This window comes from Acinetobacter sp. V110_1, assembly GCF_031798975.1.
Classification (GTDB): domain Bacteria; phylum Pseudomonadota; class Gammaproteobacteria; order Pseudomonadales; family Moraxellaceae; genus Acinetobacter; species Acinetobacter nosocomialis_A.
The window spans coordinates 67,482-85,662 of sequence record NZ_JAVQNN010000021.1; the positions used below are offsets into that span (position 1 = coordinate 67,482).

Below are 18,181 nucleotides of genomic sequence, written 5' to 3' on the forward strand. Positions count from 1 at the left end.
TACTTTTCCAATCCAGTCATCACACTAAATAAAAAGAGACTTTCAATTCCGCCCTTAAAAGCATACGGTTTGATGAAGTCTCTTTTTATCGTTATGTCAAAAATTAATCTTTTTGAACACTACCAAAAATCTTGTCGCCAGCATCGCCTAAACCTGGAACAATATAGCCTTGCTCATTTAAGCCATCGTCAATAGATGCAGTATAAAGCTCAATATCAGGATGCGCTGCTTCTACCTTTGCAATTCCTTCAGGAGCTGCAACTAATACCATAACACGGATATCTTTACATCCACTTGCCTTTAACACATCAATTGCAGCAACCAAAGAGTTACCTGTTGCAAGCATTGGATCAATAATCATTGCAATACGGTTAGCAACATCTGGAACCAGTTTTTTATAGTAAGTACGTACTTCTAGAGTGGCTTCATCACGCTCAAGACCTAACACACTTACTTTTGCACTTGGAATCAGATTAAGTACGCCATCAAGCATACCGATACCAGCACGTAAAATCGGTACAATCGTTATTTTTTTACCAGCAATACGCTGAGTAGTAACAGTTCCAGCCCATCCATCAATTTCGCAATCCACAACTGGTAAATCTTTCGTTGCTTCATATGTCAACAACATAGTCACTTCTTGAGCAAGCTCACGGAAATTCTTAGTACTGATGTCAGCACGACGTAATAAACCTAATTTATGACGAATAAGTGGGTGACGAATTTCTTGAATGGCCACAGATGTTACCTAAAAATATAAAAACGTATTTATTATAATCTTTTTTTAACTATCAATAAAAAAAAGCCTCCATATTTGGAGGCTTTTTTGTACACAAGAATTATTGTTGTTGCGAAAGCATGAAATGTAATGGAGATAAAATTTCTGCTTTTAATGCCAAATTAATCATTGGATCTGGATATACACCCAAAATAATAACTAATGCAGCAGCAGCTAATACCATCAAACCACCTACTTTTTGTCCCCAATGTGCATCAGCATCAATACGAGGAGTTTCAGGTGGAGTCATATACATCACAACCATCACACGTAAGTAGTAATACAAACCAATACCACTACCTACAATAATCATTGCAGCTAAGAACCAGTGTTGAGTCGTTACAGCAGCCATAACAACCAAAAACTTACCAATGAAGCCTGCTGTTAATGGAATACCAGCCAAAGATAACATCATGACTGTTAATGTTGCTGTAAGTACTGGACGACGCCAGAACAAACCGCGGTAGTCTGCAAGGCTTTGAGCTTCATCTACGTTGTTATATGGACTAGACATTAACGCTACTGCACCAAAGGCACCAATAGTTGTTAATACATAAGTCACCACATACACAGTTACGCTACCTAAGCTCGCATAAGTCATGCTGATTAAAGCAATTAACAAATAACCAAAGTGAGCAATAGATGAATAACCCAAAATACGCTTTAAGTTCACTTGGCGAACAGCGAGCAAGTTACCGACTAAAATTGACAATACAGCAATGATTGTCAAAACAGTCACTAGCGAGTTCACCATAATTGCGCCAGAAGCAAGCAAATAACGTACGAACAAACCAATAGTCGCAACCTTAGCAGCAGTTGCTAAGAAAGTTGCCATTGGAGCTGGAGCGCCTGCATATACATCTGGTGTCCATTTGTGGAACGGTGCAAGCGACAATTTGAATGCAACAGCAAAGATAATAAGTGCTAAACCTAATAACACCATTGGCTGTTTGATTGCGCCAAATAAAGCTTGAACCGAATCATAGAATGAAAGCGAACCAGTGTAAGCGTAGATATACGCCATACCCATCAACAACATCGCAGAAGCTGTTGCAGAAAGTACAAGGTACTTAATACCCGCTTCAAGCGATTGGCTACGTTGATATGTATAAGCAAGTAAGCCGTATACAGGAATCGACATTAACTCAAGACTAATGAAGAAAGATGCATAGTGAGAACTTGCAACCATCAACATTGCACCTGCTACAGAAGCAAGTAACAGAAGATAGAGTTCTTCACGGTTGTCTTTATAAGTCTCGATGTAAGCATGAGACAAAGTACAACAAGCCAATGATGCAACTAAAATCATGAACTGATAGAACAAAGTAAATGGGTCAACCATAAACATGCCCATCACATTTGCCGGTACAAATTTACCGCCAAATAGTTCTAACAAGATATAAAGTGCAGCAAGGTTTAAACCGACAACAGAAGTTGTTGCGATTAAATTATGGTTACGCTTAATTGCAATGAGCAGCATAACGACGACTGTTGTCAACGCAACAATCATCACAGGCGCTAATGGCATAATCGTAGAAAATGATACTGTGAAGTTCATGATTATTGGATCTCCACATGGTCAAGTTGAGTAGCTGTTTGCTGAACAGTTTCAACGACTTCTTGTACTGGCACATAACTATTGACCAACCACTGCATACTTGAATGAGATACATCCAAGAATGTTTGCGGGAAGATACCAAGCCAAACGAGACCAATCGCACAAATCATCAAAATAACAACTTCACGAGCAGATAAGTCTTTTAATGGACTAGTGTAGTGTTGCTTTTGTTCAGGGTTTGGCTCACCAAATAAAGCACGGTGAATCAAGATCAAGCCATATAAACCTGCAAATACAAGGCTGATAGAAGCAAGAATCGTGAAGGCAGGATATTTATTAAATGAACCCATCAAAATCAGGAATTCACCAATAAAGTTACCTAAACCTGGCACACCAACAAGAGCAGCTACGAAGAACATTAAGAAGAATGGTAAGTATTGGAGTTGACCACGAAGACCACCCATCAAACGCAAATCACGTGTATGCAAGCGCTCGTAGATTTGACCAGACATAATGAACAATGCAGCAGATGACAAACCATGTGCCAACATCATGATCATTAAACCTTGGAAGGTCAAAATATTACCTGCATAGATTGCAAGTAAAATGAAGCCCATGTGTGAAATCGACGTATACGCAAGTAAACGTTTCATGTCAGTTTGCTGGTAAGCACACCAAGCGCCGTAGAAAATACCAATCAAACCGAAAATAATCGCAATATCTGCAAACTGTGCAGAAGCTGCTGGGAAGAATGGAATTACAAAACGGAGCAAACCGTATGCTGCTGTTTTAATCAAGATACCAGCCAAGTCTACAGAACCTGCTGTAGGAGCTTGAGCATGGGCATCTGGTAACCAGCCATGCAATGGGAAAACTGGTAACTTCACTGCAAAACCAATAAAGAAGCAGATCATGAAACCATACGCGAAACCAGCAGGTAAACGATTCGCTACAGCTAATAAATAGTTGTAATCAAAACCGATCATACCAGTCATCATGTAGCCATAGACCACAAGGCCAAGGATACCGATTAACATCACTAAACCAGCGATTTGCGTATATAAGAAGAACTTAGTTGCAGCGTAAACACGTGAACGGCCGTTTGAACCTTTATGACCCCATAACGCAATCAAGAAGTAGATTGGTACAAGCATCATCTCCCAGAAGAAGAAGAATAGGAACAAATCGATTGCCAAGAACACGCCAATAACGCCACCTAAACTCCATAATAAGTTTAAGTGGAAGAAACCAACGTTCTTTTGAATCTCGCCCCATGAACAACCAACAGCAAGTACACCAAGTAAAGCTGTTAACAACACCATGAGTAAAGATAAGCCATCCACTGCTAAGTGAATGCCAATACCGAGAGATTTAATCCACGGTAAATAGAACTCAGCTGACCAAGTTGGGACTTTTGAGCCCAACTCGTATGTATAAGTACCACTTTGCCAAAGTGCAAGACCTAAGCCCAAAGTAATGAGCATACCAATTAAGGCAATCCAGCGTGGCAAAGTTTTGTCGAGTTTATCGACTAACCAACAAGCAAAACCTGCAATGAACGGAACAAGGATCAGCGCGGGTAAAATTAAATTGTTTTCCATTTTATTTCCCCACTACCTGAATAACGATCAAGATCATCAATAACACCACTACACCGAGTGACATGCTTGATGCGTATTCACGCAATGAACCTGTTTGACGTGAGCTTGTAAAACTGTTTCCGCCTTTAACAAGCGCAGGAAGCACAAGCCACAAGCTATCAATTGGATCACGACCAAATAGTTTGGCGAAGAATAAATAAGGTTTAACAAAAATGATGTCATACAACGCATCGAAACCAAATGCAGTACGACAAATATGAGCTAAGCCAGCACCAAGACTTGTTTGAGCAAACGATTTCACTGCACCGTAAGCAAATGCAAACAAACCAATACCAACCGCTAAACCAGCAAGCGCAATACCTACAGCTAAATGCTCTGCTCCATGCATGCCTTCTACAAACTGTTCAGCAACGTGGAATTCAGGAATTTTTGCTGTATTTAAAATACCAGCTACAGGACCTTTTAGTGCAGCGCCCACAAAAGTAGACAATACTGCCAAGATACCTAATGGCGCCCAGTAAGTTGCACCTTTAATCTCATGGTAATGTGTATTTTCTTTACCGAAGAATACAACCCAGATTAAACGGAAGGTATAGATTGAAGTCAGGAACGCACCTGCTACACCAGCCCAATATAAGGTGTGGTATAGAGCAACTGATTGACCTTGTACCCAAACTTCACCAAGAATCGCATCTTTTGAGAAGAAGCCGATTGTTAAGAATGGAATCGCTGCTAATGCACCGCCACCAATCGCGAAACATGCAAATAGGAATTTGTTTTTGTAGAACAAACCACCCATTTTGAAAATATTTTGTTCGTGATGGTAAGCAAGAATAACCGCACCAGAAGACAAGAATAATAATGCTTTGAAGAATGCGTGAGCCAACATGTGGAACAAGCCAGCTTGATATGCTTCTGCACCGACAGCCATAAACATATAACCAAGCTGACTCATTGTTGAGTAAGCCAAAATACGTTTGATGTCTGTTTGTACAAGAGCAGCAAAGCCTGCAACTAATAAAGTTACAGCACCTGTTACCGAAATGAATTGCATCACTTCAGGTGCAAGCTCAAATACGCTAAATAGACGACAGCATAAGTACACACCAGCCGTTACCATTGTTGCTGCGTGGATTAATGCAGAAACAGGTGTTGGACCTGCCATCGCATCTGCCAACCATGTTTGCAATGGAATTTGAGCAGATTTACCAGCAGCACCCAAGAACAACATTAATGCAGTCCAGATGGTAAGTGACGAGCTCTTCGTCATTACTTCTGCTGCGTGTTCAACGATGTACTGAGTATTCAGCGTACCAAATTGTTGGTAAAGCAAGAATAAAGCGATAAGTAAGAATACGTCACCTACGCGGGTAACTGTAAATGCTTTGATCGCTGCCCAACCATTTGCAGGGTTTGCATAATAGAAACCGATAAGCAAGTAAGAGCAAAGACCTACACCTTCCCAACCTAAGAATAACAACGCTAAGTTGTCACCCAATACAAGCACAAGCATGCTTGCAACGAATAGGTTGAAATAAGAGAAGAAACGCGCATAACCTTCTTCACCGCGCATGTACCATGATGCAAAGATGTGGATTAGGAAACCAACACCAGTGATCATGCCCATCATGAGTAAAGATAAGCCATCTAAATGTAAGCTAATGCCAGGAGCGAAACCACCAACATTGAACCATGTCCAAAGGTTTTGAACAAAAACCTGCTGACCGCTATTGGTAAATGCCATACCAGCAATCAATGCAAATAATGCAGATAAACCTACAGAACCTACACCAATAATTGCTGCAACATTTTCAGAGAGCTTATCACGCCCTGCCGCCAATAAAATAAAACCAATTAGCGGAAATAATACTGTTAGATATAAATAACTCATCCGCGCATCTCACTAGCAGCATCCACATCCAAATGATGGAAGCGATGATAGAACTGAAGGACAATCGCAAGACCGATACACGCCTCTGCTGCAGCAAGAGTTAAAATCAGAATGAACATCACTTGTCCATCTGGTTGTGCCCATACGCTACCCGCAAGAACGAATGCTAACGCAGCAGCATTCATCATGATTTCAAGGCTCATTAACATAAATAGTAGGTTGCGTCGCACCATTACACCGTAAAAACCGAGTGCAAAAAGAATGGTTGCAACAATCAAACCATGTTCTAAAGGGATCTGGCCCATTATTCTTTTTCCTCTTCTGCACCTGGTTCACGTTTACCTAAGTGGTATGCTGCAACAAGGGCTGCTAGCAATAACATCGCGGCAACTTCAACCAATAATAAGTAGTGAGTAAAGAGCGCTTGACCAACAACTTTTGGTCCAATTACTTGTGCTCCAAGTGGTGCAGAGATGGTTGTATATTCGCCACCAAGCATCCAAACTAAAAGCAAGCCAAGTAAAAAGCTCATGAGTGCTGGATATGCCCAAGCATCTGAAGAAAGCCATTTACGCTCTTGTTCTACAGTGTGTTGCCCTAAGTTAAGCATCATCACAACGAATACGAACAAGACCATAATTGCACCAGCATAAACAATGATTTCGAGGGCGCCGGCAAACGGCGCACCTACGATCATGAAAATACCAGCAACAGCAAGTAATGAAACAATCAGACTAAGCAGTGCATGTACAGGGTTCGTGTTAGTCACTACACGAACCGTAGAAACGATGGCCACGAGCGCCATCAAATAAAACGGCCACATCATGGTAATAGACTCCGTACATCGATTGGTGCACTTTCTTTTTGTGCTTGACCTTTCTCTTTACCGTTAATTGCCATACCGGTTACGCGGTAGAAGTTGTAGTCTGGGTATTTACCTGGACCTGAAATGAGTAAGTTTTCTTTCTCATAAACAAGGTCTTGACGTACGTATTCGCCTAACTCGAAATCTGGAGTCATTTGAATCGCTGTGGTTGGACATGCTTCTTCACACATACCGCAGAAAATACAACGAGAGAAGTTGATACGGAAAAATTCCGGATACCAACGACCATCTTCTTTTTCAGCTTTTTGTAATGAAATACAGCCAACTGGACATGCAACCGCACAAAGGTTACATGCCACACAACGCTCTTCCCCATCTGGGTCACGCGTCAACACAATACGACCACGAAAGCGTGGTGGCACAATCTGTTCAGCCGGTACTTCTGGATATAAAATCGTGTCACGTTTACGCGTTGCATGGCTAAATACCATAAACAACGAACGTACAATCGATCCGAATCCAGCTAGAAATTTATACATTTTGTACTCCCTGCTGTCCTAGGCCTGATTCATCAGAATCACAGCACCAGTCACTAACAAGTTGACCAACGCCAATGGCAAACAAATTTTCCAACCAAAGTTCATGACTTGGTCATAACGTGGACGCATTAAAGAACCACGTGCCAATACGAACATCATTACGAAGAATGCTGTTTTAATCACGAACCAGAATACTGGTGGAACAAATGGAATTTCTAAATTGAATGGCGCTAACCAGCCACCAAAGAATAAAGTCACGATTAATGCAGAGATAAGTACAACGTTTACATATTCAGCAACGAAGAACATACCCCATTTCATACCGCCATATTCAACATGGTAACCTTCAGCCAATTCTTGTTCTGCTTCAGGTTGGTCAAATGGGTGACGGTGAGTTACCGCAACACCTGCAACAACGAAAATCAAGAAACCTAAGAACTGTGGAATGATGAACCAAACATCACGTTGTGCTTCAACAATTTCACGAAGGTTAAATGAACCAGCAATTGCAACCACGCCCATTAATGAGATACCCAAGAACACTTCATAAGAAATGGTTTGAGCAGCTGAACGTAAACCGCCGAGTAATGAATATTTGTTATTTGATGCCCAACCACCAAATAACACTGCATAAACCGCAATACCTGCCATTGCCATAAAGAACAACAGACCGATGCTCATGTCTGCAACACCCAATGCAGGGCTTACAGGAATAACCATGAACGAAAGCACCGCAGTTGCCATCGCAACTGCCGGAGCTAAACGGAAAGTTAATTTATCAGCAAATTTTGGTGTCCAGTCTTCTTTGAACATGATCTTAAGCATGTCGGCAACGATCTGGAACATACCACCAGGACCAACACGGTTTGGACCATAACGGTCTTGCCACAATGCAAGCAAACGACGCTCAATAAAAGACATCAACGCTGCAACTAAAACTACAACAAGCAAAATCACAACTGCTTGAACAACTGCGTAAGCAATTGGCCAGTTCTCAGCCCAAAGTGGCGTTTGACGTATAATTTCTTGATTCATGAATTACACTCCTAATGCCACTGAAACAGGCTCAGCTAAGGATACTGTCGGCGCTAAACCAACTGGGTAACCGATATAACCTGTAGGTAAATATTCAATTACTTGTACAGGTAAGCTCACTGTAGTTTCGCCTGCTTTAACTGTAATACGTTGGCCTTCTTGTAGATTCAAACGCGTTGCATCTTGTTCGCCCACAGCAAATACAGCTTCAGGAATACGAGTTTCCATTGCAGGTGTTTTAATCGTGAATTCACCAGAACCAAAAATGTGGTGCATTGGTACAAGACGGAAGCTTTCAGGGTTTGCAACTATCGCAGTTGGAGCAACATAGCTACGTGCTGGACGTTTTGCTAAACGATCGAATAAACGAACGCCTGAATCACCACCTTTCAAGTGACCACCCACTTCATCTTGGTATTTGTTCCAAGATTGTGGAGAGTTCCAACCTGGAGCCCACGCAAATGGTACAAGTGAAGATGCTTTTTGTGGACCTACATAACCTTCCATAGAGAATGTTAATGCTGAGTCTGGATCTGTTGGTTGTTTAGGTTCATGAACCGATAAAGGTGCACGAATTGCTGTACGACCAGAATAACGACGTGGTTCACGCGCAATTTTCAAACCATGTACACGGTAGCCTGCATCTGGTGCAACGTCTTGAATTGCTTCAAGTACCGGAACATTTTTAACGATAGTTTCAATCACGTCATCAAGCAATGTCCAATCAACTGGCTTACCTTTAAGACCAGTTTCAATGGCATGCAACCAACGCCACGATTCTTTAATCGCGTATTCAGGCTTGTAGTAGCTTGGATCGTAAACTTGATAGAAGCGTTGAGCACGGCCTTCTTGGCTTACAACGGTACCATCACCTTCGGCAAAGCTTGCTGCTGAAAGTACAATATCCGCCTGTTTCACAGTTTCTGTTTCGCTGTGATCAAGCACGATTACCGTTTCAGCTTTATCAAGTGCTGCTTTAACTTGAGCAGCCGGTAAACGACGGAACAAGTCATTTTCAACAATAACAAGTGTGTCGTAGTCTTGAGCAAATGCTTGTTCAAGGCTTAAGCCACCAAACAATGCCAAGCCCATAGAGTTCACTTCAGGAACTACAAGACTTAAACCAGCTTTTGAACCAAGGTTTTGCGTTAACTCTGCTGCCGCTTCCATAATTGAAGCATCTTGCAAGCTCGTACCCGCAATAATTAATGGTTTGTTTGCTGCTTTTAAAGTGTCTGCAATAGTTTGAGCAAATGCTTTTGCATCGTCATCTAAACCATTAACTGTTTCACCTTTAACTGCCGCAGCAACTGCAAAACCTAAACGCGCGATGTCATTTGGAGATGCAACAACTTCACCAGTCGCAACATCGGCAAGACGAGTTTGAGTTGCAGCCAAAATATAGATCGGAGATTTCGCTTCCTGACCAATACGTTGTACAGGCTCAGCCAACCAATCTGGCGTACGTGTTTTTGCAGCCATTTCGCGAGCTTTGTTTTTCGCAGCTTGACGAACTGACAAAGCCATACGTGGTGCAGTTTGAGTTAAATCTTCACCCAAAATTAATACTGCATCATAGCTTTCAATTTCACGCATGTTCGGGTTGTAAATACCCTCTGTTTGCATGATTGAAGCAGCAAGTTCAACAAGACTTTGCTCTTTTTGTGCAACACCTGTTGAGTAGTTTGCTTGGCCTACAAGTTCACGTAATGCATAGTTTGATTCTAAGCTTGCACGTGGTGAACCAATACCTAAAACTTTTTTACCTTCAAGTTTCGCAATCGCTTGATCTAAAGCTTGGTCAACAGAAACAGTTGCTACTGTTTCACCGTTACGGAACTGAGGTTGACGTGGACGATCTGCACGGTTTACATAACCTGTGCCAAAACGGCCTTTGTCACAAAGGAAGTATTGGTTAACCGAACCATTGAAACGGTTTTCTACACGACGGATTTCGCCATAACGCTCACCCGGAGAGATGTTACAACCTGAAGAACAGCCATGACACACGCTTGGTGCATATTGCATGTCCCATTTACGGTTATAGCGCTCTGAATGAGTTTTATCGGTAAATACACCTGTTGGACATACTTCAGTCAAGTTACCAGAGAATTCAGACTCTAAAGTACCTGACTCTGGACGACCAAAGTAAACACGTGATGCATTGGCAAACACACCAAAGTCTGTACCGCCCGCATAGTCTTTGTAGTAACGAACACAACGGTAACAAGCAATACAACGGTTCATTTCATGCGCAATGAATGAGCCTAGTTCTTGGTTGTAATGTGTACGCTTAGTAAAACGGTAGCGACGACGGTCATGACCAGTCATTACAGTCATATCTTGTAAATGACAGTGACCACCTTCTTCACACACTGGACAGTCGTGTGGGTGGTTGGTCATTAAGAACTCAACGATAGATTCACGAAAATCCGTTGCTTCTTTGTCTTCAATCGAGATATAGGTATTGTCAGATGCTGGTGTCATACATGACATCACAAGACGTCCGCGCGTATCTTCAGGATTTGCATACTGAGTTACGGCACATTGACGACATGAACCAACAGAACCTAAGGATGGGTGCCAACAAAAATACGGAATATCAATGCCAAGGGATAAACATGCTTGTAGCAAGTTTTCTGATCCATTGACTTCGTACGATTTTCCATCGACATGAATTGTAGCCATAGTCGAATCCCTTAAGCTTGTTCTACGTTGCTAGTTTGCACGACAGGACGATTCGTCACTTTCGCTTCAAACTCGCTACGGAAATGTTTGAGTGCGCCCATAAGCGGCTCCATCGCACCTGGTGCGTGGGCACAGAAAGTTTTACCAATCCATAATTTACGAGTAAGTTCTTGTAAATGGTCGATATCTTCTTTCTTACCTTCACCTGTCTCAAGTGCTTTAAGCGCTTTAACAGCCCATGGCAAACCATCACGGCACGGTGTACAGAAACCGCATGATTCACGCGCAAAGAATTCTTCAAGATTACGGGTCAACGACACCATACATTGGGTCTCGTCTACCACCATCAATAAACATGTTCCTAAACGAGAACCTGCTTTCATAATGGTTTCAGCATCCATTGGTAAATCAATGGTATCTGCAGGTAAAAAGTCAGTTGACGCACCACCTGGTAACCATGCTTTAAGCTTTAAGCCTTCACGCATACCACCGGCATGATCTTCAATCACTTCACGTGCAGTCGTACCAAATGGTAGTTCCCAAAGACCAGGGAATTTGACTTTACCTGACGCACCATAAATCTTAGTGCCTGGATCTTTTGATTTACCAGCTGATAAACCGATATACCACTCTGGACCACGAAGCATGATTGCTGGCAAGTTGTTATAAGTTTCAACGTTATTCACAATCGTAGGACGACCCCATGCACCAGCAACTTGCGGGAATGGTGGTTTAGTACGTGGGTTAGCACGGCGACCTTCAAGCGAGTTAATCAATGCAGTTTCTTCACCGCAGATATAACGACCTGCACCAGTATGCACGTGTAACTCGAAGTTCCAGCCAGAACCTAAAATGTTGTCACCTAAGTAACCTTTAGCGCGAATTTGCTCAAGCGCTTCATTTAGGTATTGAGCAGCCTCGATGTATTCGCCACGAATGAAGATATAACCTTGAGTTGCTTCTAGGGTATAGCCTGCAATCAACATACCTTCGATCAATTGGTGAGGAAGTTTTTCCATCAACAAACGGTCTTTAAAGGTACCTGGTTCCATCTCATCGGCGTTACAGATTAAGTAACGTGGACCACCATCATTTGGCGCCATAAGAGACCATTTGATCCCTGCTGGGAAGCCTGCACCACCACGACCTTTTACAGTTGCAGCTTTAATGACGTCTAACACTTCAGCAGGTTTCATGCCTAATGCTTTTTTAAAGCCCGCATAACCTTCGAGTGCTTCATAGTCATCAGCGCTACGTACTGCTTCTTGTTTGCTTAAACGCCAAGTCAGTGGATGAGTTTCCGGATTACCGTCGCCATAAATTGGTTTTGGTTCAGTATTCATACATACTTCTCCAATAACTGTTTCACTGATGTCACTTCAACTAAACCGTGAGTATCTTCATCAATCATTAACGTTGGGCCTTTGTCACAGTTGCCTAGGCAGCAAATTGGGAGCAGTGTAAAACGACCATCTTGTGTCGTTTGACCAAACTGAATACCTAATTCGCGCTGGAATGCTTCAGCTAGTGTTTCAGCACCCATTAAGAAGCAAGCAATTGAGTCACAAAGCAAAATTACGTGACGACCTACAGGTTGGCGATAGATACGGTTGTAGAACGTTGCTACACCCTCTAAATCGGCAACACTAATCGTCAATAATTGTGCGATGGCGTTCATTTGAGCATCATCTACCCAACCATTGCGGCGCTGTACGCACTTTAGTGCATCTAAAGAAGCTGCACGTGGGTATGGATAGTGACCAATGTGATGTTCAATTTCATGGATTTCTTCAGCAGTCAAAATCCCTTCAACATTCACACGTGGTTTTTTATCAGTCAGAATCATCATTTTGCGTTACCTCTTAGCGATCCACGTCAGCCATAACCACGTCAATGGTCGCCAGATAAATGATTAAGTCAGACACTAAACTGCCGTTAATCACTGAAGGAATTTGCTGTAAGTGAGTAAACGTCGGTGTACGGATACGAGTACGATAACTCATTGTTGCCTTATCCGAAGTCAAGTAATAAGTACTTGCACCTTTCACAACTTCAGTCATAAATGACGCTTCACCAGCAGGCATGACAGGACCCCATGACACGCTCAAGAAGTGCGTAATCAAAGTTTCAATATCTTGTAACGTCTTATCTTTTGGTGGTGGAACAGCCAATGGGTGATCCGCTTTATATGGACCAGAAGGCATGTTATCCAAACACTGTTTGATAATTTTGAGTGACTCAGTAATTTCACGGAAGTGAACAAGAACACGAGCGTACGCATCGCCTTCATACTCAACTGGCACGTCAAAATCGAAGTTTTCATAGCCACTGTATGGACGATATTTACGAACGTCGAAATCAATACCTGTTGCACGTAAACCAGTACCAGTTACACCCCATGCAAGTGCAGATTTTGCATCGTATTGAGCAACATTACGTGTACGACCAATAAACACAGAGTTTTTAAGCGCAGCTGTGTAGTATTCGTTGAGACGTTTTGGCATCCACTCTAGCAATTCTTTAACAAGTTTTTGCCAGTTGTTTGGAAGGTCATGTGCTGTACCACCTATACGGAACCATGCTGGGTGCATACGGTAACCCGTAATTGCTTCAACGATGTCGTATACTTTTTGACGGTCTGCGAACATATAGAATACTGGTGTCATACCACCGGCATCCTGAATTGCCGTACCACAGTAAAGTAAGTGGTTATTAATACGGAACAATTCGTTCAACATGACACGAATCACTTGCGCACGTTCAGGAACTTTAATTCCTGCAAGCTGTTCAACTGCCATTACATATGGCATGTTTTGCGCACAACCACCTAAGTAGTCAACACGGTCAGTATAAGGAATGAAAGAGTGCCATGTTTGACGCTCAGCCATCTTTTCCACACCACGGTGGTGATAACCGATATCAGGAACACAGTCCTTCACTTCTTCGCCATCTAACTGCAATACAATACGGAACGCACCGTGTGCAGATGGATGGTTAGGACCCAAGTTCAAGAACATGAAGTCTTCGTCAGCGTTACCACGCTTAAGACCCCAATCTTCAGGCACAAAGCGTAAGTGTTCCTGTTCGAAATCTTGCTTCGCTTTGTCTTGCATATACGGCGTATATTCTGTCGCACGTGCTGAATATTCTTTACGAAGCGGGTGACCTTCCCAATACGTTGGCAACAAGATACGACGGAGCATTGGATGCCCTTCGAAATTGATACCGAACATATCGTAAGCTTCACGTTCATACCAGTTGGCATTTGGCCAGATATTTGTCGCTGTCGGGAGGTTAAGATCATTTTCGTTCAAGGCAACCTTGATACGAATGTCACTATTACGCTCAAGCGATAATAAATGATAGAACACAGTGAAGTCAGATGCTGGTAAACCATCACGATGTTGACGTAAACGCTCATCCATCGCTGATAAGTCAAACAGCATTACATAAGGACGTTCCACTTTACGCAGGAACATGAGGACTTCTTGCACGCGTGCGCGCTCAACCCAGACTGTTGGAAACTCTTCAAAAGTCGCCTGCACATAGAAGTTCTCACCAAATTTGGTTTTGAGCTCTTCTACGATTGCAAATGCTGGGCGTGAATCAACTGGTGTTGATTCTGGCATAGCAATGTCAGTTTCAGCCATTGGCTTGGCTTCCTATTTAATACAAATTCTGTCAATTTTCTCGATGAACATATCGGTTAGATATGTCAAAACACCGTCAAAAAATTATTTAATCTCATCCATAGAGCGTAAGTTTTTAACGGCAATACGCTGCGCATTCTTACGATCACGTTCTGGCATCATCTTTGGCTTATACACTGGCTGAAGATCATCACCGATCACGGCAGAAAGCGGGCGTCGCTCTAATTGAATCTGGTCTTGCAAAAGCATTAACGCTTGGATTAATGCTTCAGGACGAGGCGGACAACCTGGGACGTACACGTCAACAGGAATAATTTTGTCTACACCTTGTACTACTGAATAGATGTCGTACATACCTCCAGAGTTTGCACAAGCACCCATCGAAATAACCCATTTAGGTTCTAACATTTGTTCATACAAACGTTGAATAACCGGAGCCATTTTTACAAAGCAGGTACCTGCAACAATCATCAAGTCAGCCTGACGAGGTGAAGCACGAATAACCTCTGCACCGAAACGGGACAAGTCATGCACGCCTGTTAAAGTCGTTGCATATTCAACGTAACAACATGAGGTACCAAAGTTAAATGGCCACAAAGAGTTTTTACGTCCCCAGTTTACTGCTGTATGCAAGACATCCTCTAAGCGAGTCATGAATACGTTTTTATTCACTTCCTCTTCTAGCGGATCAGTCACAATTTGACGTTCTTGCAATGGGTATTGATCAGCATCCGGATTCGCGCGGGTCAGAGTATATTTCATCCCGACTTACTCCTTTTCAGATGACAATGCAGGTGTAGTTTTTGACTTAACACGACCTGATGATTGGGCTGGAATCTGGCCTGTAGGGTCAGTTACGAGCTCTTCAATAGAGTTAAAGCGTGTAATTTCAGCAATGTTCATTGATGGTGAACCGACTTTAATCTTCTCACCAGCTGATTTACGACGATCTGCCGGTGACCAACTTAAGGCACCTACAGAGAAGGCATAAACAAGCGCAATTAACAGGTCAACGACAAAGATCACAACAGTGGTATATCCCAACCACCCTACTTCACGCACCGAAGTAGACCATGCATAGAGGTAAAGTGCCTCTAAGTCGAAAACAACGAAGAAAATTGCAACTAGATAGAACTTTGCAGACAGGCGAATGCGAGCGCCACCAGCACTCACGACACCTGATTCAAACTGCTCTTGCTTAGCACGTCCCCACGATTTTCCCCCGAGGAGTAAGGGAACTGTGAGCATAAAGACGCAAAGAAATGTAACGCCGATCACGAAGGCGATAATCGCCCAGTCGTATGGAGTAATGGCACTCATGCGGGGATAACTCCTGGCAGGCCTATTATTTAACAAAGAATGTATGTATTGGCCTTTGAATACACCAAACACAAAATTAATCCCGCCAATTGTACCTGATTTCTAATTTCGCATGCTAGTTGAAGCGTCTTAGTCTTTTGGATGATTTTCTAATCAAAAGTATTCATCTATGTCTTGTAGAGGGGGTTTCACCGTTCATAATCGGTTTATTTGATAGTTTTTATACTTGTGATGATTTTTTTCATTTTTTGATTTTTAATATTATTTGAACAATTACTCATTTGGTCAAATTAAACAACTTACTTTTTTATAATATTAGGCGGTTTTTTATTGTATTCATCTTCCGCTCTGAATTATGATGAATGTTTAATCATGCATAATAGTTATTACTCTTGGATAAGGGTATTTATCATTAAGGGCAGCTGATGCCATACTCACTTCGTGAACTTTCATTTTCTTCCTTCTTGAAATTTTTTCTCTTATTTACTGTTATTATTTCAATATGCTGCTTCATTGGAATTGCGTCTCGCCCGCTTAGTTTTCTTGCCTTTTTCTGGCCTGCCAATTCGGTTCTACTAGGATTACTTGTTCGTTACCCTCAAACACGTAAACTCGGTACTTTTCTTGGTGCGTATACTGGATATGTAATTGCCGATCTTATTCAAGGCACACCCTTTTTACTAACTATTATCCTAACCACTTCTAATTTTCTTTATGTGGTTACCTCTTTAACGCTATACCTTTTTTTAAATCAACATATTAAAGCTGCTCATCGTGGCTACTCTTATCTATTTTTATTTGCATTATGCGGAATTGGCAGCTTAGTAGGCGCTTATTTTGCTGCAACTTTTGTACCGATGTTTAATACCAAATTTATGCTTGGCAGCTTTTGGGCCGAATTTGGTTACTGGATGACTTCCGAATTACAAAATGCCCTACTTCTACTCCCTATACTCATAAACTTTCCTCCTTACCCTCAAATAAAGCGCTATCTGAAGGGTAATCGGCAACATATAACTACGATTGATTTATTACCATTTTTGGCAGTATTAATTTCAATTACCGTAAGTTATTACGACTCAGGACCGGGTTCTTTACTCTACCCTATAGCAGCCTTAACTTGGTGTGCTATACGCTATAAACCAATTATTGTGGCACTGATTACCTCATTTACCAGTGCTTATACTATTTATCATGTCTCTGGACATTATTTATTACTTTATCCAAATGAATACTTAAGCAATACCATCTCAATTCGTATTGGATTAATTATGATGACGCTTGCCCCTCTTACCGTTTCTAGTATTAGTGCGCTTCATTCTGATTTAATTCAAAAACTACAACATGCAATTGCCCATGATGAGCTCACATCTAGTTTAACTCGACGTCAATTTTTACAATCAGTTCGTCTACTTCAGGAAAAAGTACAAAAGGAAAATAAGACCTCTGCATTTTTTATGTTGGATGTCGATCACTTTAAAAAAGTGAATGATAGTTATGGTCATTTGATTGGTGATAGAGCCTTACAAACCTGTGTAACCACCATACAAAATATTTTGCACCCTCATGACTTACTCGGTCGTTTTGGCGGTGAGGAATTCGCAATTTTTATTCCAGACACAACTAAAGAAGCTGCTTTTGAACTTGCAGAAAGAATACGCATTAAAATTAGTCAGCAACCGATTTATGTCTATGGCAAATTACCTATTTTTGTACAAGTCAGTATTGGCATTAGTTTATATTCTCCAAACTACCACCGCCCTATTGAAAGCTTGTTTAAAGAAGCAGATGACGCACTCTATCAAGCAAAGCGCCAAGGACGTAACCGAGTTTTTATTTCTTTGTAATATTTTCAAGTCATCATCTAGTGTAATGAATTTTATACAATAACTTCTGTTTTGCCATGTATGCTAATAACAGATAATAAGGAGAAAAATGTATGAATCTAGAATATACGCATAAACCAGACTATTACTTGTTTGCACAATTACTCGTGCGACACATAGAAAGCTATATTCAAAAACATCCAGATGCAGATAATGCCATTTTTGACTTGCGTGATGTCTATGAAATTTTTAGACAAGATTTCGCGTCAACCACAACAAACCTAGAAGGCATTTTACATATTGCGGATTCATATAGAGTTGAAACATTGAATGGAGACCAACCTCTTATTCAAAAATATCAAATCGATGCTAAAAACAATTCGCTGTTAATTGACTTTAATATAGATGCGCTAAACAGTCTAAGAAGTGGAAAACCAATTTTAGAACCTGATGCCACTCAGTTATAAAT

General features: G+C 41.6%; 16 protein-coding genes. 2 read left to right on the plus strand and 14 right to left on the minus strand.

What is annotated here, in order from left to right:
* Positions 1-103: 103 nt before the first annotated feature.
* The 14 genes from upp to ndhC form a co-directional block, all read right to left on the minus strand.
* The gene (upp, locus tag RMA95_RS08760; RefSeq protein ID WP_019457078.1) at positions 104-739 is read right to left on the minus strand and encodes a uracil phosphoribosyltransferase; all 636 of its coding nucleotides are present in this window, start codon (positions 737-739) and stop codon (positions 104-106) included.
* Between the two features lie 100 nt (positions 740-839).
* Complete coding sequence (gene nuoN, locus RMA95_RS08765) at positions 840-2,336, minus strand: NADH-quinone oxidoreductase subunit NuoN (protein WP_004703492.1); 1,497 nt, start codon at positions 2,334-2,336, stop codon at positions 840-842.
* A 2-nt stretch (positions 2,337-2,338) separates the two neighbouring features.
* Positions 2,339-3,937 (minus strand): NADH-quinone oxidoreductase subunit M, encoded by a 1,599-nt coding sequence (gene nuoM / locus RMA95_RS08770; RefSeq protein ID WP_039251650.1) that lies wholly within the window; start codon positions 3,935-3,937, stop codon positions 2,339-2,341.
* Between the two features lies 1 nt (position 3,938).
* The gene (gene nuoL / locus RMA95_RS08775; RefSeq protein ID WP_200001166.1) at positions 3,939-5,828 is read right to left on the minus strand and encodes an NADH-quinone oxidoreductase subunit L; all 1,890 of its coding nucleotides are present in this window, start codon (positions 5,826-5,828) and stop codon (positions 3,939-3,941) included.
* Positions 5,825-6,133, minus strand: coding sequence for an NADH-quinone oxidoreductase subunit NuoK (nuoK, locus tag RMA95_RS08780; RefSeq protein ID WP_000529822.1), 309 nt, complete (start codon positions 6,131-6,133; stop codon positions 5,825-5,827). The genes nuoL and nuoK overlap by 4 nt, the downstream gene beginning before the upstream one ends.
* The gene (gene nuoJ, locus RMA95_RS08785; protein WP_014205902.1) at positions 6,133-6,651 is read right to left on the minus strand and encodes an NADH-quinone oxidoreductase subunit J; all 519 of its coding nucleotides are present in this window, start codon (positions 6,649-6,651) and stop codon (positions 6,133-6,135) included. Before nuoJ ends, nuoK begins: the two co-directional genes overlap by 1 nt.
* The gene (gene nuoI, locus RMA95_RS08790; RefSeq protein WP_263613019.1) at positions 6,651-7,193 is read right to left on the minus strand and encodes an NADH-quinone oxidoreductase subunit NuoI; all 543 of its coding nucleotides are present in this window, start codon (positions 7,191-7,193) and stop codon (positions 6,651-6,653) included. Before nuoI ends, nuoJ begins: the two co-directional genes overlap by 1 nt.
* A gap of 18 nt (positions 7,194-7,211) precedes the next feature.
* Positions 7,212-8,228: an NADH-quinone oxidoreductase subunit NuoH gene (nuoH, locus tag RMA95_RS08795; RefSeq protein ID WP_311070184.1), complete on the minus strand. Its 1,017-nt coding sequence runs from the start codon at positions 8,226-8,228 to the stop codon at positions 7,212-7,214.
* A gap of 3 nt (positions 8,229-8,231) precedes the next feature.
* A complete protein-coding gene (gene nuoG, locus RMA95_RS08800; RefSeq protein WP_311070185.1) occupies positions 8,232-10,916 on the minus strand; it encodes an NADH-quinone oxidoreductase subunit NuoG in 2,685 nt (894 codons plus the stop codon).
* Positions 10,917-10,927: 11 nt separating this feature from the next.
* Positions 10,928-12,259 carry an NADH-quinone oxidoreductase subunit NuoF gene (gene nuoF / locus RMA95_RS08805; protein WP_263613016.1) on the minus strand — a complete coding sequence of 444 codons (1,332 nt, stop codon included), beginning with the start codon at positions 12,257-12,259 and terminating at the stop codon, positions 10,928-10,930.
* Positions 12,256-12,765, minus strand: coding sequence for an NADH-quinone oxidoreductase subunit NuoE (gene nuoE, locus RMA95_RS08810; protein ID WP_002050341.1), 510 nt, complete (start codon positions 12,763-12,765; stop codon positions 12,256-12,258). Before nuoE ends, nuoF begins: the two co-directional genes overlap by 4 nt.
* Positions 12,766-12,778: 13 nt before the next feature.
* Positions 12,779-14,566, minus strand: a complete 1,788-nt coding sequence (gene nuoC / locus RMA95_RS08815) for an NADH-quinone oxidoreductase subunit C/D (RefSeq protein WP_151687800.1) — start codon at positions 14,564-14,566, stop codon at positions 12,779-12,781.
* Between the two features lie 84 nt (positions 14,567-14,650).
* Entirely contained in the window at positions 14,651-15,328 is a 678-nt protein-coding gene (locus RMA95_RS08820) for an NADH-quinone oxidoreductase subunit B family protein (RefSeq protein WP_002050353.1), read from the minus strand.
* A 6-nt stretch (positions 15,329-15,334) separates the two neighbouring features.
* Complete coding sequence (gene ndhC / locus RMA95_RS08825) at positions 15,335-15,886, minus strand: NADH-quinone oxidoreductase subunit A (protein ID WP_263613015.1); 552 nt, start codon at positions 15,884-15,886, stop codon at positions 15,335-15,337.
* 425 nt (positions 15,887-16,311) lie between these two features.
* Here ndhC and RMA95_RS08830 point away from each other — a divergent pair, with 425 nt between their 5' ends.
* Together RMA95_RS08830 and RMA95_RS08835 are read left to right on the plus strand one after the other, a co-directional pair.
* Positions 16,312-17,733, plus strand: coding sequence for a diguanylate cyclase (locus tag RMA95_RS08830; RefSeq protein ID WP_311070187.1), 1,422 nt, complete (start codon positions 16,312-16,314; stop codon positions 17,731-17,733).
* A 92-nt stretch (positions 17,734-17,825) separates the two neighbouring features.
* Positions 17,826-18,179, plus strand: coding sequence for a hypothetical protein (locus tag RMA95_RS08835; RefSeq protein WP_263613013.1), 354 nt, complete (start codon positions 17,826-17,828; stop codon positions 18,177-18,179).
* The last annotated feature ends 2 nt before the right edge of the window (positions 18,180-18,181 follow it).